This is a genomic window from Pseudomonas multiresinivorans (assembly GCF_012971725.1).
Lineage (GTDB): Bacteria > Pseudomonadota > Gammaproteobacteria > Pseudomonadales > Pseudomonadaceae > Pseudomonas > Pseudomonas multiresinivorans.
Genome location: NZ_CP048833.1, coordinates 1,327,612 through 1,346,584 on the forward strand (window position 1 = coordinate 1,327,612; position 18,973 = coordinate 1,346,584).

Annotated in this window: 15 protein-coding genes and 2 tRNA genes; 13 read left to right on the plus strand and 4 right to left on the minus strand. The window is 64.4% G+C overall.

What is annotated here, in order from left to right; all coding sequences use genetic code 11:
• The first annotated feature begins 63 nt into the window (after nt 1-63).
• The 4 genes from G4G71_RS05975 to G4G71_RS05990 all read left to right on the plus strand — a co-directional run bounded on the left by G4G71_RS05975 (nt 64) and on the right by G4G71_RS05990 (nt 4,902).
• Entirely contained in the window at nt 64-249 is a 186-nt protein-coding gene (locus tag G4G71_RS05975) for a DUF2065 domain-containing protein (protein WP_169936110.1), read from the plus strand.
• 34 nt (nt 250-283) lie between these two features.
• Nucleotides 284-1,462, plus strand: coding sequence for an ATP phosphoribosyltransferase regulatory subunit (locus G4G71_RS05980; RefSeq protein ID WP_169936112.1), 1,179 nt, complete (start codon nt 284-286; stop codon nt 1,460-1,462).
• A gap of 65 nt (nt 1,463-1,527) precedes the next feature.
• On the plus strand, nt 1,528-2,823 hold the full coding sequence (locus tag G4G71_RS05985; RefSeq protein ID WP_169936114.1) for an adenylosuccinate synthase: 1,296 nt from the start codon (nt 1,528-1,530) through the stop codon (nt 2,821-2,823).
• A gap of 144 nt (nt 2,824-2,967) precedes the next feature.
• Nucleotides 2,968-4,902, plus strand: a complete 1,935-nt coding sequence (locus tag G4G71_RS05990; RefSeq protein WP_169936116.1) for a methyl-accepting chemotaxis protein — start codon at nt 2,968-2,970, stop codon at nt 4,900-4,902.
• A 156-nt stretch (nt 4,903-5,058) separates the two neighbouring features.
• On the opposite strand, the gene G4G71_RS05995 is transcribed toward G4G71_RS05990, so the two are convergent.
• Both G4G71_RS05995 and G4G71_RS06000 read right to left on the minus strand, forming a co-directional pair.
• Nucleotides 5,059-5,145 (minus strand) — tRNA-Leu (locus G4G71_RS05995).
• A gap of 144 nt (nt 5,146-5,289) precedes the next feature.
• Nucleotides 5,290-5,376: transfer RNA gene (locus G4G71_RS06000), tRNA-Leu, on the minus strand.
• A 205-nt stretch (nt 5,377-5,581) separates the two neighbouring features.
• Here G4G71_RS06000 and rnr point away from each other — a divergent pair.
• From rnr to alr, 8 genes are all read left to right on the plus strand, one after another.
• Nucleotides 5,582-8,323 carry a ribonuclease R gene (gene rnr, locus G4G71_RS06005; protein WP_169936118.1) on the plus strand — a complete coding sequence of 914 codons (2,742 nt, stop codon included), beginning with the start codon at nt 5,582-5,584 and terminating at the stop codon, nt 8,321-8,323.
• On the plus strand, nt 8,320-9,072 hold the full coding sequence (gene rlmB / locus G4G71_RS06010; RefSeq protein WP_037012087.1) for a 23S rRNA (guanosine(2251)-2'-O)-methyltransferase RlmB: 753 nt from the start codon (nt 8,320-8,322) through the stop codon (nt 9,070-9,072). Before rnr ends, rlmB begins: the two co-directional genes overlap by 4 nt.
• A 257-nt stretch (nt 9,073-9,329) precedes the next feature.
• Nucleotides 9,330-9,746: a 30S ribosomal protein S6 gene (gene rpsF / locus G4G71_RS06015; RefSeq protein WP_054906367.1), complete on the plus strand. Its 417-nt coding sequence runs from the start codon at nt 9,330-9,332 to the stop codon at nt 9,744-9,746.
• A 29-nt stretch (nt 9,747-9,775) separates the two neighbouring features.
• The gene (rpsR, locus tag G4G71_RS06020; RefSeq protein WP_003095634.1) at nt 9,776-10,006 is read left to right on the plus strand and encodes a 30S ribosomal protein S18; all 231 of its coding nucleotides are present in this window, start codon (nt 9,776-9,778) and stop codon (nt 10,004-10,006) included.
• Between the two features lie 34 nt (nt 10,007-10,040).
• Nucleotides 10,041-10,910, plus strand: coding sequence for a hypothetical protein (locus G4G71_RS06025; protein ID WP_169936120.1), 870 nt, complete (start codon nt 10,041-10,043; stop codon nt 10,908-10,910).
• Nucleotides 10,911-10,931: 21 nt separating this feature from the next.
• Nucleotides 10,932-11,378 carry a 50S ribosomal protein L9 gene (rplI, locus tag G4G71_RS06030; protein ID WP_015479134.1) on the plus strand — a complete coding sequence of 149 codons (447 nt, stop codon included), beginning with the start codon at nt 10,932-10,934 and terminating at the stop codon, nt 11,376-11,378.
• A gap of 127 nt (nt 11,379-11,505) precedes the next feature.
• Nucleotides 11,506-12,900, plus strand: a complete 1,395-nt coding sequence (gene dnaB, locus G4G71_RS06035) for a replicative DNA helicase (RefSeq protein ID WP_169936122.1) — start codon at nt 11,506-11,508, stop codon at nt 12,898-12,900.
• 68 nt (nt 12,901-12,968) lie between these two features.
• The gene (gene alr / locus G4G71_RS06040; RefSeq protein WP_169936124.1) at nt 12,969-14,045 is read left to right on the plus strand and encodes an alanine racemase; all 1,077 of its coding nucleotides are present in this window, start codon (nt 12,969-12,971) and stop codon (nt 14,043-14,045) included.
• Here the strand turns inward: alr and G4G71_RS06045 are convergent, their stop codons facing one another.
• On the minus strand, nt 14,046-15,923 hold the full coding sequence (locus tag G4G71_RS06045) for a GGDEF domain-containing protein (protein WP_169936126.1): 1,878 nt from the start codon (nt 15,921-15,923) through the stop codon (nt 14,046-14,048).
• Between the two features lie 208 nt (nt 15,924-16,131).
• Between G4G71_RS06045 and G4G71_RS06050 the strand changes: the two genes are divergently transcribed.
• Nucleotides 16,132-18,381, plus strand: a complete 2,250-nt coding sequence (locus G4G71_RS06050; RefSeq protein WP_169936128.1) for a YgiQ family radical SAM protein — start codon at nt 16,132-16,134, stop codon at nt 18,379-18,381.
• A 36-nt stretch (nt 18,382-18,417) separates the two neighbouring features.
• On the opposite strand, the gene G4G71_RS06055 is transcribed toward G4G71_RS06050, so the two are convergent.
• Entirely contained in the window at nt 18,418-18,828 is a 411-nt protein-coding gene (locus G4G71_RS06055) for a bacteriohemerythrin (protein WP_169936130.1), read from the minus strand.
• Nucleotides 18,829-18,973 lie beyond the last annotated feature (145 nt).

Sequence of the window (18,973 nt, forward strand, 5' to 3'; positions counted from 1 at the left end):
TTATCATGGGGCAGCCGGGAAATCCCGGCTTTTTTGCGTCCGCGAGAATGATGTACGAGAGCCATGTGGCAGGAATGGGGCAAGGCGTTCTGTCTGTTGCTGGTGCTGGAAGGCATCCTTCCATTCCTGACTCCGCGTGGTTGGCGCGACGCCGTGAGCGGGCTCGGTCGCATTGGCGACCGCAGTCTGAGACTCATCGGGCTGGGCAGCATGCTGCTCGGCACCGTCCTTCTTTACTGCATTCATTGAAGTGCCGCCCGGCCTAAAAAAGGAGAGAGGCGACATGGCAACGGTAGACCGCTGGCTGCTGCCAGATGGAATCGAAGAAGTGCTGCCGCCGGAGGCGGCTCGCGTTGAAGCAGCCCGCCGTCAGGTGCTGGATCTGTTCCAGCGCTGGGGTTACGAGTTCGTCGTCACTCCGCATATCGAATACCTGGAATCCCTGCTGACCGGTGCCGGCCAGGATCTGGATCTGCGTACCTTCAAGGTTACCGATCCGGCGTCCGGCCGTCTGATGGGCTTCCGTGCGGATATCACGCCGCAAGTGGCACGCATGGACGCCCACAGCCTGCGTCGCGAAGGCCCGAACCGCCTGTGCTACGCCGGTAGCGTGCTGCATGCCCGCCCGCGGGCGCTGGCCACTTCGCGCAGCCCGATCCAGCTGGGTGCCGAGCTCTACGGCAATACCGGTTCGTCTGGCGACGTCGAAGTCATCAGCCTGCTGCTCGACATGCTGGAAATGGCCCAGGTGCCGGACGTGCACATGGATCTCGGTCATGTCGGTATCTACCGTGGCCTGGCCCAGGCTGCCGGCCTGTCCGGGGAAGTCGAGCAACTGCTGTTCGACGCCCTGCAGCGCAAGGCGGTGGACGAGGTCGCGGCGCTGACCGAAGGCCTTCCGACCGAGCTTGCCGGCATGCTCCGTGCGTTGGCGGAGCTGTGCGGTAGCCGTGAGGTGCTGGAGCAGGCACGTGAAGTGCTCGCTGGCGCTCCGGCCAACGTCCAGGCGGCGCTGGCTGATATCACGGCCATCGCTGACTCGCTGGCCGCGCGCTTCCCGCAACTGCCGCTGTACTTCGATCTCGGCGAGTTGCGTGGTTATCACTATCACACGGGCGTGGTATTTGCCGCGTTCGTGCCTGGGGTTGGCGAGTCCATCGCCCAGGGCGGCCGTTACGACGACATCGGTGCCGATTTCGGCCGTGCCCGTCCGGCGACCGGTTTTTCTACTGACCTCAAGACCCTGGTCACTCTCGGCCGCGCCCAGCTCGACGAGCCGCGCACCGGAGTCTGGGCGCCGGCCGATGGAGCTGGCTTGTGGCAGGCGGTGCAGCAGCTGCGCCGTCAGGGCGTGCGTGTGGTTCAGGCGCTGCCCGGGCAGGATGCGGCTTCGGCTACCGAAGCGGGCTGCGACCGGCAACTGTTGGTTCGCGATGGCAATTGGCAGGTGGCCGCGCTCTGAGGCGCGTCACTCGAGTTTCTGCCGGCCGCGGCCGGCACCGAACATCCACGATGGGGATAAGAGTTATGGGTAAGAATGTCGTAGTCCTGGGCACCCAGTGGGGTGATGAGGGCAAAGGCAAGATCGTCGACCTGCTGACCGACCAGGCTGCTGCCGTGGTGCGTTACCAGGGCGGCCACAACGCCGGTCATACCCTGGTGGTCGCTGGCGAGAAGACCGTACTGCACCTGATCCCGTCGGGCATCCTGCGCGAAGGCGTGCAGTGCCTGATCGGCAACGGCGTGGTGCTGGCGCCCGATGCGCTGATGCGCGAGATCGCCAAGCTGGAAGAGAAGGGCGTACCGGTGCGCGAGCGCCTGCGCATCAGCCCGTCCTGCCCGCTGATCCTGTCCTTCCACGTGGCCCTGGACCAGGCCCGTGAGAAGGCCCGTGGCGATGCGAAGATCGGCACCACCGGTCGCGGCATCGGCCCGGCCTACGAAGACAAGGTGGCCCGTCGCGGCCTGCGCGTGGGCGACCTGTTCCATCGCGAGCGTTTCGCCGCCAAGCTGGGCGAGCTGCTGGACTACCACAACTTCGTCCTGCAGAACTATTACAAGGAGCCGGCCGTCGACTTCCAGAAGACCCTGGACGAGTGCATGGCCTACGCCGAAGAGCTGCGTCCGCTGATGGCTGACGTGACCTCGACTCTGCACGACCTGCGTCGCGCCAACGAGAACATCATGTTCGAGGGCGCCCAGGGTTCGCTGCTGGATATCGACCACGGTACCTACCCGTTCGTCACCAGCTCCAACACCACCGCTGGCGGCACCGCCACCGGTTCGGGCTTCGGCCCGCTGTTCCTGGATTACATCCTGGGCATCACCAAGGCCTACACCACCCGGGTGGGTTCCGGCCCGTTCCCGACCGAACTGTTCGATGACGTCGGTGCACGTCTGGCCAAGGTTGGTCACGAGTTCGGCGCCACCACCGGCCGTGCCCGCCGTTGCGGCTGGTTCGATGCCGTTATCCTGCGTCGCGCCATCGAGATCAACAGCCTGTCGGGCCTGTGCCTGACCAAGCTGGACGTCCTCGACGGCCTGGAAACCGTGCGCATCTGCACCGGCTACCAGAACGCCGACGGCGAACTGCTGACCGACGCCCCGACTGATGCCGACAGCTACATCGGCCTGCAGCCGATCTACGAAGACCTGCCGGGCTGGAGCGAATCCACCGTGGGTGTTCAGACCCTGGAAGGCCTGCCGGCCAATGCGCGTGCTTACATCAAGCGCATCGAGGAGCTGGTCGGTGCGCCCATCGACATCATCTCCACCGGCCCGGATCGCGCCGAGACCATCGTCCTGCGCCATCCGTTCGCCTGATCCACGCGTTGTACTGCAACGGGCCGCATAAGCGGCCCGTTGTCGTTTCTGGGGATCCATTTTGTGTGACGGCACGCGCTTTGCTGGTGAAACGGATCGGCGCCTTTCGCGCCAGACATCCGTTACATCCGGAGGAAGCCCGCCGTGTCCGCCGTCCTGTCGCTCCTGCGCAGCCGCTTGCTGCGCCCCGCTTTCATCGCCCTGGGCGTCGCTCTGCTGGTGCAGTTGGCGATTGCTCTCTGGCTTACCCGCAGCACCGTTGACGGTCTGGTCAGCGACCTGGGAACGCACCTGGGTAACGAATCGCAACGCCTGGCTGGAGAGCTGGAGCGGGCCGCTCGGGAAATGACTTCCGGGCTGAACGATCTTTCCGTGCGCACTCGCGAGCGGTTGGGCTCGGCGCTCTCCGCACGACTGGAAGAAGAGCAGGGCGAATTGCGCCAGAGCCTGGAGCAGAGCCTGCGCCAGTCCGCCACCGAATTGGCGCAGCTGTTGGCCGCCGTAGCGCCCAAGGCCATGTGGGACAACGACGTTCCGCTGCTCTCCGACTACGCCCGGCGCGCCCAGGCCAATCCCAATGTGCTCTTCGTGGTCTACGACGATCCGCAAGGCCAGCACCTCACCCGCTACCTCAATCGCGAGGATGCGCGGGTCAAGGCGCTGCTGGAAAAGGGCAAGGGTGAGCGAGCGCTGGACAAGGTGCTGGAGGCAGCCAGTCATGATGATTCGGTGTTCCTGGTCGAGGCGCCTATCAGTCCGAATGGCGTGGAGATCGGCAAGGTTCGCCTCGGCGTTTCCACTGATGCCATCGAGAAACAGATCAGTGCGCTGGATCAGCGCTTCTCTGCCCTGGTCGCCAGTGGCGACCAGTTGGTGGGCGACAGCCTGGCCGGCGCCGCGGCCGACAGCACCAAGGCGTTGACGGCGCGCCTGCAGTCGGCGAAACAAGCGGCGGACGGCATGAGCCAGGGCGCGAAGATTTCCATTGAAGAGGCAGCCGGCACCCTGCGCTGGCGCATCGGCATGGGCATGGTGCTGGTTGGTCTTGGGGTGTTGCTGTGTCTGGCGATCGTGCTCGGCCATCGCGTGGTGAATCGTATACGCCTGCTGATCGATGCGTTGAATGACCTGGCGGCGGGAGAGGGCGACCTGACCCGCCGGGTGCGCCTGGATAGTCGTGATGAGCTGGGCGAGATGGCGACAGCGGTGAATCGCTTCGTCGACAAGCTTCAGCCCATCGTGCGAGAGGCCGGGCAGGTTGCTCAGCAGACCGGCAGTGAAATTGCCGCGCTGGCCACTCGCAGTGCCAGCGCCGAAGCGGCGACGGACCGACAGCGCAATGAAGTGGCCGGCAGCCTGGAGGCGCTCTCCGGAATGGCGGCAGAGGCGGAAATAGAAAGTCGCTCCATGGAGGCGGCCTTGGCGCGGGTCGGAGAAATCCGCAAGGCGGCGCAGGACAATGCGGCCATTGCTCGCAAGGTCGGTGGCCTGATCGAAACCCTGGAGTCCCGCGTGCAGAGCGGCGCCGGTGTGATCGAGCGGCTGGCGCGGCAGAGCGAGCAGATCGAAGTGGTGCTCTCGGTGATCCACGGCATCGCTGAACAGACCAACCTGCTGGCACTGAACGCCGCCATCGAAGCGGCCCGAGCGGGTGAAAGTGGGCGCGGTTTCGCCGTGGTGGCGGACGAGGTGCGAGCGCTGGCGAGCAAGACGCAGCAGTCCACGGGCGATATCCAGTCGCATATCGGTGCGTTGCAGCAGGGGGCGCGAGAGGCAGTCTCCGCCATCGGGCAGGCTCGTGAGCAGGCCGTTCAGGGGCTGGCCGCGTTGCAGGATAGCGAGCGGTTGCAGCGTGAAGTGCAGAGTGCGGTGGAGGAAGTGCACGGGGCCATCGAGGCGGCGACCCATTCGGCGCAGCAGCAGGCGGCCGGCGCTGCGGCGGTGCGTGGGAGGGTCGAGGTGATCCATGCCGAGGCGAGTCGCGCAGCGGAGGCGGTGAGTGCGACGGCCAGCAGTGGGCGCGTGCTCGATGGCTTGGCCGGTCAGCTGCGCGCCAGTCTGGGGCAGTTCAAGGCTTGAGGGTGTTTTTGTAGGAGCGGACTCCGTCCGCGATAGGTTCGCATCGCGCCGGAGGCCATCGCGGACGGAGTCCGCTCCTACGCCGGGTTTGGGTTCCGGGTAGCAGACAGCCGAAAACGAAAAAGCCGAGCAGTGCTCGGCTTTTTCGTTTGAAGATGGTGCCCAGGAGAAGACTCGAACTTCCACGGTGTTGCCACCGCTAGGACCTGAACCTAGTGCGTCTACCAATTCCGCCACCTGGGCATGCTTTTCAGCATGGGTGCGATGATCGCTCATCGTCTTGCGGTGATGCAACCCTTGGTTGCATCTGGCGGTCTATCGTTCGGTTTCAGGGTTCCGAACCCGCCTGATAAAGCCTGTCAGTGACTGACCTTATCCTTGAATAAGTGGTGCCCAGGAGAAGACTCGAACTTCCACGGTGTTGCCACCGCTAGGACCTGAACCTAGTGCGTCTACCAATTCCGCCACCTGGGCACTGGAGTCGATGATTACTCATCGTTTCCGTGTTACAACGTCTGTCTGACGCTGTGGGCGCGAACTATACGGAGAGCGTTTTCGCTTGTAAACCCCTGATGCGATAAAAAATTTATTCTTGCCCGAAGCTGACCGACGAGCGGATTTCGCGCTTCAATAAGCACATGGCGATCCATACCCCTATATATAAGGTGACCGCACTTTAATGGCCGATTGGCAAAACCTCGATCCCGAGGCCGCCCGCGAGGCGGAAAAATACGACAACCCCATCCCTAGCCGTGAACTCATCCTGGCGCACCTCGCCGAGCGCGGCGCTCCCGCGACGCGGGCCCAGTTGCTGGATGAACTTGGCCTCTCCGGCGAAGAGCCGGAAGAAGCACTGCGCCGCCGACTGCGCGCCATGGAGCGCGACGGCCAGCTCATCTATACCCGCCGTGGTGCCTACGCGCCGGTGGACAAGCTCGACCTGATCCTCGGCCGCATCGCCGGCCACCGCGACGGCTTCGGCTTCCTCATCCCAGATGACGGTAGCGACGACCTGTTCCTCAGCCCGACGCAGATGCGCCTGGTGTTCGACGGTGACCGCGCCCTGGCGCGCGTGTCCGGCTTCGACCGCCGCGGCCGCCGTGAAGGCGCCGTGGTGGAGGTGGTCGAACGCGCCCACGAGACCATCGTCGGCCGCTATTTCGATGAAAGCGGCATCGGCACGGTGGTGGCCGACAATCCGAAGATCCAGCAGGAAGTGCTGATCCCGCCGGGCAAGGCCGGCAAGGCCAAGCACAACCAATTCGTCCAGGTGCGCATCGACGTCTGGCCGAGCGTGCACCGCCAGGCCCAGGGCGAAGTGGTGGAAGTGCTCGGCGACTACATGGCGCCGGGCATGGAAATCGAAGTCGCGCTGCGCAGCTACGACATTCCCCACACCTGGCCCGAGGCAGTGGAGAAGGAAGCCGCCAAACTCAAGCCCGAAGTGCTGGAGAAGGATAAGGAGAAGCGCGTCGACCTGCGCGCCCTGCCTTTCGTCACCATCGACGGCGAGGATGCCCGTGACTTCGACGACGCGGTCTACGCCGAGAAGCGCAAGGGTGGGGGCTGGAAGCTGTTCGTTGCCATCGCCGACGTCTCTCATTATGTGAAGGTCGGTTCGGCCCTGGATGAAGAAGCGGCCAAGCGCGGAAACTCGGTCTACTTCCCCGAGCGCGTGATTCCGATGCTGCCGGAGATTCTCTCCAACGGCCTGTGCTCCCTGAATCCGCTGGTCGATCGCCTAGCCATGGTCTGCGAGATGAACCTCTCCAAGGCCGGCAAGCTGACCGACTATCAATTCTATGAGGCGGTCATCCATTCCCATGCGCGCCTGACTTACACCAAGGTCAGTCAGTACCTGGAAACCCCCGACAGCCCCGAAGGCCAGCGCCTGAAGGAACAGCTGCCGGCGGTGGTGCCGCACCTGAATACTCTTTATGACCTGTACAAGGTCCTGGTCGGCGCGCGCCACGTGCGCGGGGCGATCGATTTCGAGACCCAGGAAACCCGCATCGTCTTCGGCGCGGATCGGAAGATCTCGGAGATCCGCCCGACCCAGCGCAACGATGCGCACAAGCTGATCGAGGAGTGCATGCTGGCGGCCAACGTGGCTACCGCCAAATTCCTCGAAAAGCATGGTATTCCCGCGCTGTATCGCGTCCACGACGGTCCGCCGCAGGAGAAGTTGAACAACCTGCGCCAGTTCCTCGGCGAACTGGGTCTGACCCTTTACCGCGGCAAGGGCGATCCGACTCCGGCGGACTACCAGAAGCTGCTGGAGTCCATCCAGGGCCGCCCGGACCTGCAACTGATCCAGACCGTGATGCTGCGCTCCCTGAGCCAGGCGGTGTACAGCCCCGAGAATGCCGGCCACTTCGGCCTGAACTACGAGGCCTACACCCACTTCACCTCGCCGATCCGTCGCTACCCGGACCTGCTGACCCACCGCGCGATCCGCGGCCTGATCCGCTCCAAGGCGGCATCGGAGCACGTGCAGCGCGTCGGTGCCGCCAGCATGCCGAAGGCACGCATCTACCCGTACGACGAAGCGCGCCTGGCTCAGCTGGGCGAGCAGTGCTCGATGACCGAGCGCCGCGCCGACGAGGCGACCCGTGATGTCACCAACTGGCTGAAGTGCGAGTTCATGCGCGAGCGCGTGGGCGAGACCTTCCCTGGCGTGATCACCGCAGTGACCGGTTTCGGCATCTTCGTCGAGTTGAGCGACATCTATGTCGAAGGCCTGGTCCACGTCACCGCGCTGCCGGGCGACTACTACCACTTCGATGCCGTGCATCACCGCCTCGCGGGCGAACGCACCGGCCGCAGCTTCCGCCTGGGTGACACCGTGGAAGTCGTCGTGGCGCGCGTCGACCTGGATGAGCGCAAGATCGATTTCGAGCTTTCCGACAATGTGCTCAGCGCGCCGATTGGCCGCAAGAAGCGTGGCGAGAAGGCCGAGCCGGTTGCCAAGGGCAAAGTGGCCAAGGGCAAGGCGCCCAAGGGCGCAGCTGCCAAGGAGAAGCCGGCCAAGGCCCGCGGCCAGGTGGCCGATGATCCGTTCTTCGCTCCCGACGTGGCCGTGGTTCCGTCGCACCAGCCGCGCAAGCGCAAGGTCGGCGTGGTCCAGGCGCTGCCGTCGGTGGCGCCGGAGATGCTCGCCAAGGCCGAGGAGATGCTTGGCAATACCGATGTGCGCAAGAGTCGCGAAGTGAAGAAAGCGCTGCTCGAAGAGGCCAAGGTCGGCGGTAACAAGCCGGCGACCGGCAAGGGCAAGTCCGCGTCCGCCGCTGGCAAGCCGCGCAATCCTTCGAAGCAGAAGGCCCGGTCCGGCAAGTCAACCAAGCACCGCAAGGGGGCGTCGCAGCCTAAGGCGGGTGCATCGACTGGCGCTCCGGCAGGCAAAGGTAAGGCGAAGAAATGAGTCAGTGGGAAAAGGTCTACGGGGTCCATGCCGTAGAAGCGTTGCTGCGCCATCACCCGAAGCGGGTCAAGCAACTGTGGTTGGCCGAAGGTCGGCATGATCCGCGCGTCCAGGCGCTGGTCGAGCTGGCCGGTCAGGTGCGCGTGCCGGTGGGCACGCGCGACCGCAAGGAGCTGGACGAGTGGGCCGAGGGCGTGCACCAGGGCGTGGTCGCCGAGGTCAGCCCGAGCCAGGTGTGGGGCGAGAACATGCTGGAGGAGCTGCTGGAGCGCTCCACCGGTCCCGCGCTGCTGCTGGCGCTGGACGGCGTGACCGATCCGCACAACCTCGGCGCCTGCCTGCGCACCGCCGATGCGGCGGGCGCGCTGGCGGTGATAGTGCCGAAGGACAAGTCCGCCACCCTCAACGCCACTGTGCGTAAAGTCGCCTGCGGCGCCGCCGAGGTGATCCCGCTGGTCGCCGTGACCAATCTCGCGCGCACCCTGGAGAAGCTTCAGCAGCGCGGGCTGTGGATCGTCGGCACTGCTGGCGAAGCGACCCAGATGCTCTACGAACTCGATCTCACCGGGCCGACCGTGCTGGTGATGGGCGCCGAGGGCAAAGGCATGCGCCGCCTGACCCGCGAGCACTGCGATTACCTGGCCAAGCTGCCGATGCAGGGCAGCGTGAGCAGCCTGAACGTCTCGGTGGCTACCGGTGTGTGCCTGTTCGAGATCGTCCGCCAGCGCCAGATCAAGGCTGGCGCCTAGTCTCTTCTGTAGGAGCGAGCTTGCTCGCGAACCGGGCAGGCACGGAGCCAGCTCCGTTCGCGAGCAAGCTCGCTCCTACGAAAAGCCGATTGTACAAATAATCGTCAATTTCCTTGCGCCACCTTTCCCCCTTCTCTAGAATGTCGGCCCTTGCCGTCCTGGCAGGCGCTCGCGCGCCTTCTCTGGTGGCAAGGAAAAAATCATTCACTCCTTGTCTGACCGCTTTGTCGGCAGGCTGCAATCCGTAAGGAGCATTTATGCGTCATTACGAAATCGTGTTCCTGGTTCACCCGGACCAGAGCGAACAAGTCGGTGGCATGGTCGAGCGTTACACCAAGGCCATCGAAGAAGACGGCGGCAAAGTCCACCGTCTGGAAGACTGGGGCCGTCGTCAGCTGGCTTACGCCATCAACAACGTGCACAAGGCGCACTACGTTCTGATGAACGTCGAGTGCACCGCCAAGGCCCTGGCCGAGCTGGAAGACAACTTCCGCTACAACGACGCCGTGATCCGTAACATGGTCATCCGTCGCGACGAAGCCGTTACCGGCCAGTCCGAAATGCTGAAGGCCGAAGAGAGCCGCAACGAGCGCCGCGAGCGCCGTGAGCGTCCCGAATCGAACGAGGGCGAGTCCGCTGACGGCGAAGATAGCCGCGACAGCGCTGACGAGTAATCCCGGACCAGTATTGAGGAGCCACACACATGGCACGTTTCTTCCGTCGTCGTAAGTTCTGCCGTTTCACCGCTGAAGGCGTGAAAGAGATCGATTACAAAGATCTGAACACCCTGAAAGCCTACGTTTCCGAAACCGGCAAGATCGTTCCGAGCCGTATCACCGGCACCAAAGCCAAGTACCAGCGTCAGCTGGCGACCGCTATCAAGCGCGCCCGTTACCTGGCCCTGCTTCCCTACACCGACAGCCACGGCCGTTGATCGGGTGGTCGACAGGAATTGATGGATAGATCGCATGCGCGCATTGGCTGAATTTGTCATGCGAGGCCGCATGCAGGCGACCCTGGTGGTCGTCGCAGCCGCGGTACTGCAGCCTTTGTTCTGGCTCGGTGCCGCAGCGGGCAGTCTGGTGCTGTTGCGCCGTGGCGCCGGCGATGCCTTTGGCATCCTGGTGTGGGCGCTGCTTCCGGCACTGGCCTGGTGGTACCTGGGTGACCCCAGCGTGAGTCTGGTTCTGGTGGGTAGTGCCGTGCTGGCGCAGGTTCTGCGCAGCAAGGTGTCCTGGAACCAGGTGATGCTGGCGAGCGTTGTGCTCGGTGCGGTGTTCGTGCTGCTGCTCAGCACGGTGTCGGCCGGGTTGGTCGAGGGTCTTGCCGATGCATTCGGCAAGGCACTGCCGCAGGTTCTGGCCGAAGCCAAGCTTTCGCCGGAACAGATGGCCGCCCTGCAGGCGGAGATGGTTCCGACCATCACCGGCCTGATGGCAGCCTCGCTGCAGACGATCAGCCTGTTGTGCCTGATGCTGGCGCGTTATTGGCAAGCAGTACTGTTCAACCCGGAAGGGTTTGGCCGCGAGTTCCGCGCACTGCGCCTGTCGCCGGGCACGGCTGTAGCGCTGCTGGTCGGCGTTGTGGCACTGCCCTTCGCAGGGCCCGCGGCCACCATGGTGGCGCCGCTGTGCATGATCCCGTTGCTGTTTGCCGGGATCGCACTGGGGCACGGCCTGGCCGCGCTGAAGAAGCTTCCGGGCTTCTGGCTGGCACCGCTGTACCTGCTGGTATTCGTACTGGGCAATGTGATCTGTCTTGTCGCCGTAGTCGACAGTCTGTTTGATTTTCGCGGTCGCCTGGCCAAACGCCAGAAAGCTGCGAACGGTGAAGGTTAAAAGTTAAGAGGTAAGACTCAAATGGAAGTCATCCTGCTGGAAAAGATCGCCAAACTGGGCAACCTGGGCGACAAGCTGAACGTAAAGGGCGGTTACGCTCGTAACTACCTGCTGCCGCAGGGCAAAGCCACCGCTGCCACCGCTGCCAACGTCGCTGCTTTCGAAGAGCGCCGCGCAGAGCTGGAAAAAGCCGCTGCTGAGAAAAAAGCCGCTGCTGAAGCTCGTGCTGCCCAGCTGGCCGAACTGATCGTGACCATCGGCGCCCACGCTGGCGACGAAGGCAAACTGTTCGGTTCGATCGGCACCCGCGACATCGCCGACGCCGTTTCGGCTGCCGGCTACCCGCTGGAAAAGAGCGAAGTTCGCCTGCCCGACGGCGCCCTGCGCGCTGTAGGCGAATACAACATCGAAGTGCAACTGCACATGGATGTTGATGCAACCCTGCACGTGGTTGTAGTCGCCGAGTAAGCGATCCGTCGCTAGGACGCTTCCCACGGCTTGCCTGTGTGAAGCTGTCCGCTAACAATGGGCACGGTTCCGATCTTCGGTCCGTGCCCTTTGTTTTTTCCGCCGTTTCATTCAACACGAAGAGCCCATGAACGACATCACCGTCCCCGAGCAATACGACCTGCAGACCGCTTCCCTCAAGGTGCCGCCGCACTCGATCGAAGCCGAACAGGCGGTGCTGGGTGGCCTGATGCTCGACAACAACGCCTGGGAGCGCGTCTCCGACGCCGTGTCCGACGGCGACTTCTACCGCCATGACCATCGCCTGATCTTCCGCGCCGTCTACAAGCTCGCCGAAGCCAACCAGCCGATCGACGTGGTGACGCTCTCCGAGCAGCTCGAACGCGAAGGGCAACTGCCCCAGGTGGGCGGCCTTGCCTACCTCGCCGAGTTGGCGAAGAACACGCCCTCAGTGGCGAACATCAAGGCCTACGCGGGCATCATCCGCGAGCGCGCCACCTTGCGGCAGCTGATCGGTATCAGCAGTGATATCGCCGACAGCGCTTTCAACCCCGAGGGGCGCAGCGCCAATGAAGTGCTCGACGAAGCCGAGCGCAAGATCTTCGAGATCGCCGAAGCGCGACCCAAGACCGGCGGCCCGGTGGGCATCGGCGACATTCTGGTCAAGACCATCGACCGTATCGACCACCTGTTCAACACCGCGGATGCGCTGACCGGCATTACCACCGGCTTCACTGACCTCGACGAGAAGACCAGCGGCCTGCAGCCGTCCGACCTGATCATCGTGGCCGGCCGACCGTCCATGGGCAAGACCACCTTCGCCATGAACCTGGTGGAGAACGCCCTGATGCGCAGCGACAAGGCGATCCTGGTGTATTCCCTGGAGATGCCCTCCGACTCCATCGTGATGCGTATGCTCGCCTCGCTCGGGCGCATCGACCAGACCAAGGTGCGTACCGGCAAGCTGGACGACGAGGATTGGCCGCGACTGACCTCGGCGGTGAACCTGCTCAGCGACCGCAAGCTGTTCATCGACGACACCGCCGGTATCTCGCCCTCGGAAATGCGCGCGCGGACCCGTCGCCTGGCGCGCGAGCACGGCGAGATTGGCATGATCATGGTGGACTACCTGCAGCTCATGCAGATTCCCGGTTCTGCCGGCGACAACCGGACCAACGAGATTTCCGAGATTTCCCGCTCGCTCAAGGCGCTGGCGAAGGAATTCAACTGCCCGGTGGTGGCGCTTTCCCAGCTCAACCGCTCGCTGGAACAGCGCCCCAACAAGCGCCCGGTGAACTCCGACTTGCGCGAATCCGGAGCGATCGAGCAGGACGCCGACGTGATCATGTTCGTCTATCGCGACGAGGTGTATCACCCGGAGACCGAGTTCAAGGGCGTCGCCGAGATCATCCTCGGCAAGCAGCGTAACGGCCCTATCGGCACGGTGCGCGTGGCCTTCCTCGGTCGCTACAGCCGTTTCGAGAACCTCGCGCCCGGCATGTACAACTTCGAAGACGAGTAACGATGCCGCATTCCGCGTGGCCGACGGGCGCCTTAAGATAGGCGCCCGTTTTCATTTCAGAGGCCGCCATGCGCCCGCTCGTCGCCCACGTCGATCTTGCCGCCATTCGCCACAACTACGCCGTTGCCAAGCGCTGCGCGCCTGGGCGCGAGGCTTTCGCAGTGGTCAAGGCGAACGCCTACGGCCATGGGGCGCGGGAAGTGGTGAGCTGCCTGCACGACGAGGCTGATGGCTTCGCGGTGGCTTGCCTGGAGGAGGCCGCCGAGGTACGCGCCCTGCATGCCGGCGCCCGCATCCTGCTGCTGGAAGGCTGCTTCGAGCCGGCGGAATACCTGATCGCTGCCCAACTGCGCCTGGACGTGGCGGTGCAGGGCGTCGAGCAGGCCCAGGCGCTGCTCGCCGCGCAACTGCCCAGCGCGCTGAATGTGTGGATGAAGCTGGATACCGGCATGCACCGCCTGGGCTTTTCGCCCGAGGCGCTACGCGACTGGCATTCGCGCCTGCGCCAGGCTCCGCAGGTGGCGGAGCTGAACCTGATGAGCCATTTCGCCAACGCCGACTTGCGCGGCGACGAGCTGACCGAGGATCAGGTGGCCTGTTTCCTCAGTGTGCTGGATCTGGATTTCGACCTGCGCTCGCTGGCCAACTCTGCCGCCGTGCTGACCATTCCCGCCGCACACATGGACTGGGTTCGCCCCGGCATCATGCTCTATGGCGCCACGCCCTTCGCCGACATCGGCGCCGCTGAGCTGGGCCTGCGCCCGGCCATGAGCCTGGAGGCGCGACTGATCGCCGTGCGCGAGGTAGCGGTGGGTGAGAGCGTTGGCTACGGCGCGACCTGGGTGGCCGAGCGGCCGTCGCGTATAGGCACGGTGAGTTGCGGTTACGCCGATGGATACCCGCGCCACGCGCCGAGCGGCACACCGGTACTGGTGGATGGCCAGCGTGCATCGCTGGCCGGGCGGGTGTCCATGGATATGCTTGCCGTGGACCTGACCGACCTGCCCGGCACCGCAGTGGGTGATCGCGTCGAGCTGTGGGGCGCCAGCCTGCCGGTGGACGAGGTGGCCGCCCATGCCGGGACCATCGGCTATGAGCTGCTGACCAAGGTCACCGCCCGCGTGCCGCGTCGTTACCGCAGCTGATCAGGCGCGGTCTTCGCTTTCCAGCCATTCGTTTTCCTGCCAGAGCTCGCTGGTCTCGCCGGCGGCCTCGCTGGCCATGGCGTAGGCCGCCCGGCCATTGCCCTTCACTTCGTAGAGCGCCTGGTCGGCGGCCTTGTAGAGCTTGCTGAACTGCATCGCGTGGCTGGGGTAGATGGCCACGCCGATGCTCGGTGTGACGCGCAGTTCCAGGCTGTCGAACTTCACCGGCCGCGACAGCTCATTGAGGATGCGGCAGGCGATCTCCTTGGCGTGCCCCTCGGCATCGGGGCCGGAAATCAGTGCTGCGAATTCGTCCCCGCCCAGGCGCGCCACACAATCGCTGCCGCGCACGCACTGGCGCAGGCGGTTACCGACGTTCTGCAGCATGAAGTCGCCCGCATCGTGCCCGTGGCTGTCGTTGATGGGCTTGAAGTGGTCGAGGTCGATCAGCATCAGCGCCAGGGTCTCGCCGTTCTGCTGGGCATGGGCCAGGGCGTGCTCGGCATGTTCCACCAGGTAGCGCCGGTTCGGCAGGCCGGTCAGCGGGTCGTAGTGCGCTGCGTGTTGCAGCTGCACTTCGCGGTCGCGCAGCAACTGGTTGCTCTGGGTGAGTTCGGCGGTGCGCTCGGCTACGGCTGTCGCCAGGTCTTGCTGGGCGCTCTGCATGAGGGTCAGGCGTGCGCTCTTCTCCCGGTCAGCCTGCTCCAGTGCCTGGGCGCGCTCGCGTTTGAGGCCCTGGATTCGCGAGGTGAGGGCGAAGGAGAACAGCACCGACTCCATCGCTACGGCGATGGGGAAGATGTACGAGGTCAATGGCGAGGGTTGCACCACGCCGGTGGCGCGCAGCACCGAGATACTCACGCTGGTCAGTACCAGGCCGAAGCCGAGCAGGTAGAGGAAGGCCGGGAACGACCCCTGGCGCCAGCGCACCAAGGCACCGCCCAGTGCCGCCGGCACGCCGATCAGGGTAATCGCCACCAGCATCCAGCCGGCCACGCCGCGCAGCTGCAGCGCGCCGAGGACGATAGTCAGCACGTACAGCGCGCAGTTCAGGTTCAGCAGCCAGTGCGACCAGCGCACGTAGCGGCGGGTCTGCAGCAGGGTGATGGTGAATCGGTGTACGCAAAGGCCCCAGAGCGAGGGCAGGGTGATGCGGTCGAGCCACCAGGGCACCGGGTGATCGGGCCAGAAGTACTCGAAGCCGTGGCCGCTCATGCCCAGGCTGAACAGCAGCGCGCTGGCGGTCGTCAGCACGTACCAAAAGTACGCCGGGTCGCGCAGGGTCAGCAGGATGAACAGGTTGTACAGCAGCAGGGCGGCGATCAGACCGTAGATGAAACCCAGGAACAGGCTGGTATTGGCGCGATGGTCCTGCAGATCATCCAGCGACCAGATGCGCAGCGGAAACGAATTGCCGGCCGGGTCGTAGACGCGGGCATAGATGCGCACCGGGCCGGTGCCTTCGGGCAGGTGGAAGAGTGGTCGGCGGTAGTCGCGGTCACGGCCCTGGGCGAATGGCACGGCCTCGCCGGACAGCGTCTCCCGGTAGATGCCCCGTTCGTCGGGTATGTAGAGGCGCAGGTCCTTCAGGTTGACGGCATCGACTTCCAGCCACCAGCCGCCCAGCGGCGAGGTACGGCGGTCCAGGTCCAGGCGCAGCCACCAGCCGTCAGGACTCTGGCCGACGCTGGTGCGGCCGTTGGCCGGAACGAAGTCGCGGCTGGCCTGCACGGCCGCCAGCGACAGAGGGCCGTCGCGCTCCTGCAGCAATTCGAGGTGATCATTGAGCCAGGCGCCGCTGGCCTTGTCGTCGAGTTCGAAGGCTAGCGCCGTGTGGCAGAGCAGCAGGGTAAGCAACAGCACGATGGCACGACGCACGACAGGCACTCCCTGGCCTGGGCGGGTTGGCCAGGCGTACTGCGGATAGTGGCTGAAGTATAGCCAGATGATGGCATTGGCAATCTACCGTCGGAAGGTTAAATCCCCCGTAAATCTGAGTTCGCTGGTCGGATTTGTACACTTTTTGTGCTATATTCCGCGCCCGCGTTTTTCTGCGATCCCTACTAGAGATGCCCCGGTGCCCGTGATGCAAGCCGCCAAGCCGCTGTTCGACTATCCCAAGTTCTGGGCCGAGTGTTTCGGTCCGGCGCCGTTCCTGCCCATGAGCAAGGAAGAGATGGATCAGCTGGGTTGGGATTCCTGCGACATCATCATCGTCACCGGGGACGCCTACGTCGACCATCCGTCGTTCGGCATGGCCATTATCGGCCGCCTGCTGGAAGCCCAGGGCTTCCGCGTGGGCATCATCGCCCAGCCGGACTGGCGTTCGAAGGACGACTTCATGAAGCTCGGCCAGCCGAACCTGTTCTTCGGCGTGGCGGCGGGCAACATGGACTCGATGATCAACCGCTACACCGCGGACAAGAAGATCCGCAGCGATGACGCCTACACCCCGGGCGGCCTGGCCGGTCGTCGCCCGGATCGCGCCAGCCTGGTCTACAGCCAGCGCTGCAAGGAAGCCTTCAGCGAGACCCCGGTCATCCTCGGCGGCATCGAGGCTTCGCTGCGCCGCATTGCGCACTACGACTACTGGCAGGACAAGGTGCGCCGCTCCATCCTGATGGACGCTACCGCCGATATCCTGCTGTACGGCAACGCCGAGCGCGCCGTGGTGGAGATCGCCCAGCGCATGGCTGCCGGCGAGAAGGTCGAGCAGATCACCGACGTGCGCGGTACCGCCTTCGTGCGCCGCGACACCCCCGAAGGCTGGTTCGAGGTGGACTCCACCCGCATCGACCGTCCGGGCAAGGTCGACAAGATCATCAACCCCTACGTGAACACCCAGGACACCGCCGCCTGCGCCATCGAGCAGGAGAAAGGCGAGCAGGAAGACCCGAACGAAGCCAAGGTCGTGCAACTGCTGGCGCACCCGCGCCTGGAGCGCGAGCGCACGGTGATCCGTCTGCCGTCCTTCGAGAAAGTCCGTAGTGACGCGGTGCTCTATGCCCACGCCAACCGCGTGCTGCACCTCGAAACCAACCCGGGCAACGCCCGCGCACTGGTGCAGAAGCATGGCGAAGTGGACGTGTGGTTCAACCCGCCGCCCATCCCGATGAGCACCGAGGAGATGGACTACGTGTTCGGCATGCCCTATGCGCGCGTGCCGCACCCGCTGTATGGCAAGGAGAAGATCCCGGCCTACGAGATGATCCGATTCTCGGTGAACATCATGCGTGGCTGCTTCGGTGGCTGCACCTTCTGCTCGATCACCGAGCACGAAGGGCGGATCATCCAGAACCGCTCCCACGAGTCGATCCTTGCTGAGATCGAGGCAATGCGGAAGGTGCCGGGCTTCACCGGTGTGGTATCCGACCTCGGCGGGCCGACCGCCAACATGTACCGCATCGCCTGCAAGGACCCGGAAATCGAGCGTCACTGCCGCAAGCCGTCCTGCGTGTGGCCGGGCATCTGCGAGAACCTCAACACCGACCACTCCTCGCTCATCGAGCTGTACCGCAAGGCTCGTGCCCTGCCGGGCGTGAAGAAGATCCTGATCGCCTCCGGCCTGCGCTACGACCTGGCGGTGCAGTCGCCCGAGTACGTCAAGGAACTGGTGACGCACCACGTCGGCGGCTACCTGAAGATCGCCCCGGAGCACACCGAGGAAGGCCCGCTGTCGAAGATGATGAAGCCAGGCATCGGCACCTACGACGCCTTCAAGCGCATGTTCGAGAAGTTCTCCAAGGAGGCGGGCAAGGAGCAGTACCTGATCCCGTACTTCATCGCGGCGCATCCGGGCACCACCGACGAGGACATGATGAACCTCGCCCTGTGGCTCAAGCGCAACGGCTTCCGCGCGGACCAGGTGCAGGCGTTCTATCCCTCGCCCATGGCCAGCGCGACCGCCATGTACCACTCGGGCAAGAACCCGCTGCGCAAGGTGACCTACAAGAGCGACGGCGTGACCATCGTCAAGAGCGACCAGCAGCGCCGCCTGCACAAGGCCTTCCTGCGCTACCACGACCCGAAGGGCTGGCCGATGCTGCGCGAGGCGCTGGAGCGCATGGGCCGCGCCGATCTGATCGGCAACGGCAAGCACCACCTGATCCCGACCTACCAGCCGCAGACCGACGAATACCAGAGCGCGCGCCGCAAGAACTCGACCCCGGCCGGCAGCAAGAAGACCGGCAAGCCGCTGCTGACCCAGCACACCGGCCTGCCGCCGCGCGCCAGCAACGGCTCCAAGCCGTGGAACAAGGCCGAGGAAGGCAAGGCCACCGGCTACGCCAAGGGCAAGAAGCGCACCACCAAGCGCCAGCCCAATATTCCGCGCTGACCCCTGGTTTGCTGCAATCGAGAAAAGGCGTGCCCGCTAAGCGGTCACGCCTTTTCCTTTGAAGAACGCCACGTAAGCCTTGTCCACCTTCAGGATATGGTGGATCAGCCAGGACTTGAGCAGTTCCAGGGCCTCGACCGAGACGACCTCGCCATCCTCGTGGCGATACAGCAGGTCGATGATCTGCCGATTGAAACGATCGTGCTCGGCCCGGTGCGCTTCCTCCTCGGGATAGCCCAGGCGCTGGAACAGCACTTCCTCGACGATGAAGTGGTTCATCGTGTACTCCACCAGTTGCTCCAGCAGCTCGCCGATGGGCTGGCCCTCGTCCTCCGGGCCGTTCAGGCTGTCGTACAGCGCATTGGTGAGGTCGACCAGCCAGCGGTGCTGTTCATCGATCCGCTCGATTCCGATCACGAACTCGTCGTTCCAGGGCATGAAGCTCATCCGTGCACTCCTTGGGTTGGAAGCGCAGATCATCCCGATACGCCACTGCTAAACCCTGACGTCAATCAATCAAAGTGCGATGCGTCTGAAGGGCTGGCGTGGCGCGGGATGTAGGAGTATTCTCGGGTTTATTTGGTACGATAGT

Excerpts from the sequence above, each read along its gene's own strand:
- G4G71_RS05975 (WP_169936110.1), top strand. The coding sequence starts at position 64 with ATGTGGCAGGAATGGGGCAAGGCGTTCTGTCTGTTGCTGGTGCTGGAA.
- G4G71_RS06025 (WP_169936120.1), top strand. The coding sequence starts at position 10,041 with ATGCGCGCATTGGCTGAATTTGTCATGCGAGGCCGCATGCAGGCGACC.
- rplI (WP_015479134.1), top strand. The coding sequence starts at position 10,932 with ATGGAAGTCATCCTGCTGGAAAAGATCGCCAAACTGGGCAACCTGGGC.
- rnr (WP_169936118.1), top strand. The coding sequence starts at position 5,582 with ATGGCCGATTGGCAAAACCTCGATCCCGAGGCCGCCCGCGAGGCGGAA.
- G4G71_RS05980 (WP_169936112.1), top strand. The coding sequence starts at position 284 with ATGGCAACGGTAGACCGCTGGCTGCTGCCAGATGGAATCGAAGAAGTG.
- G4G71_RS06050 (WP_169936128.1), top strand. The coding sequence starts at position 16,132 with ATGCAAGCCGCCAAGCCGCTGTTCGACTATCCCAAGTTCTGGGCCGAG.
- dnaB (WP_169936122.1), top strand. The coding sequence starts at position 11,506 with ATGAACGACATCACCGTCCCCGAGCAATACGACCTGCAGACCGCTTCC.
- alr (WP_169936124.1), top strand. The coding sequence starts at position 12,969 with ATGCGCCCGCTCGTCGCCCACGTCGATCTTGCCGCCATTCGCCACAAC.
- rpsR (WP_003095634.1), top strand. The coding sequence starts at position 9,776 with ATGGCACGTTTCTTCCGTCGTCGTAAGTTCTGCCGTTTCACCGCTGAA.
- G4G71_RS06055 (WP_169936130.1), bottom strand. The coding sequence starts at position 18,828 with ATGAGCTTCATGCCCTGGAACGACGAGTTCGTGATCGGAATCGAGCGG.
- rlmB (WP_037012087.1), top strand. The coding sequence starts at position 8,320 with ATGAGTCAGTGGGAAAAGGTCTACGGGGTCCATGCCGTAGAAGCGTTG.
- rpsF (WP_054906367.1), top strand. The coding sequence starts at position 9,330 with ATGCGTCATTACGAAATCGTGTTCCTGGTTCACCCGGACCAGAGCGAA.
- G4G71_RS05985 (WP_169936114.1), top strand. The coding sequence starts at position 1,528 with ATGGGTAAGAATGTCGTAGTCCTGGGCACCCAGTGGGGTGATGAGGGC.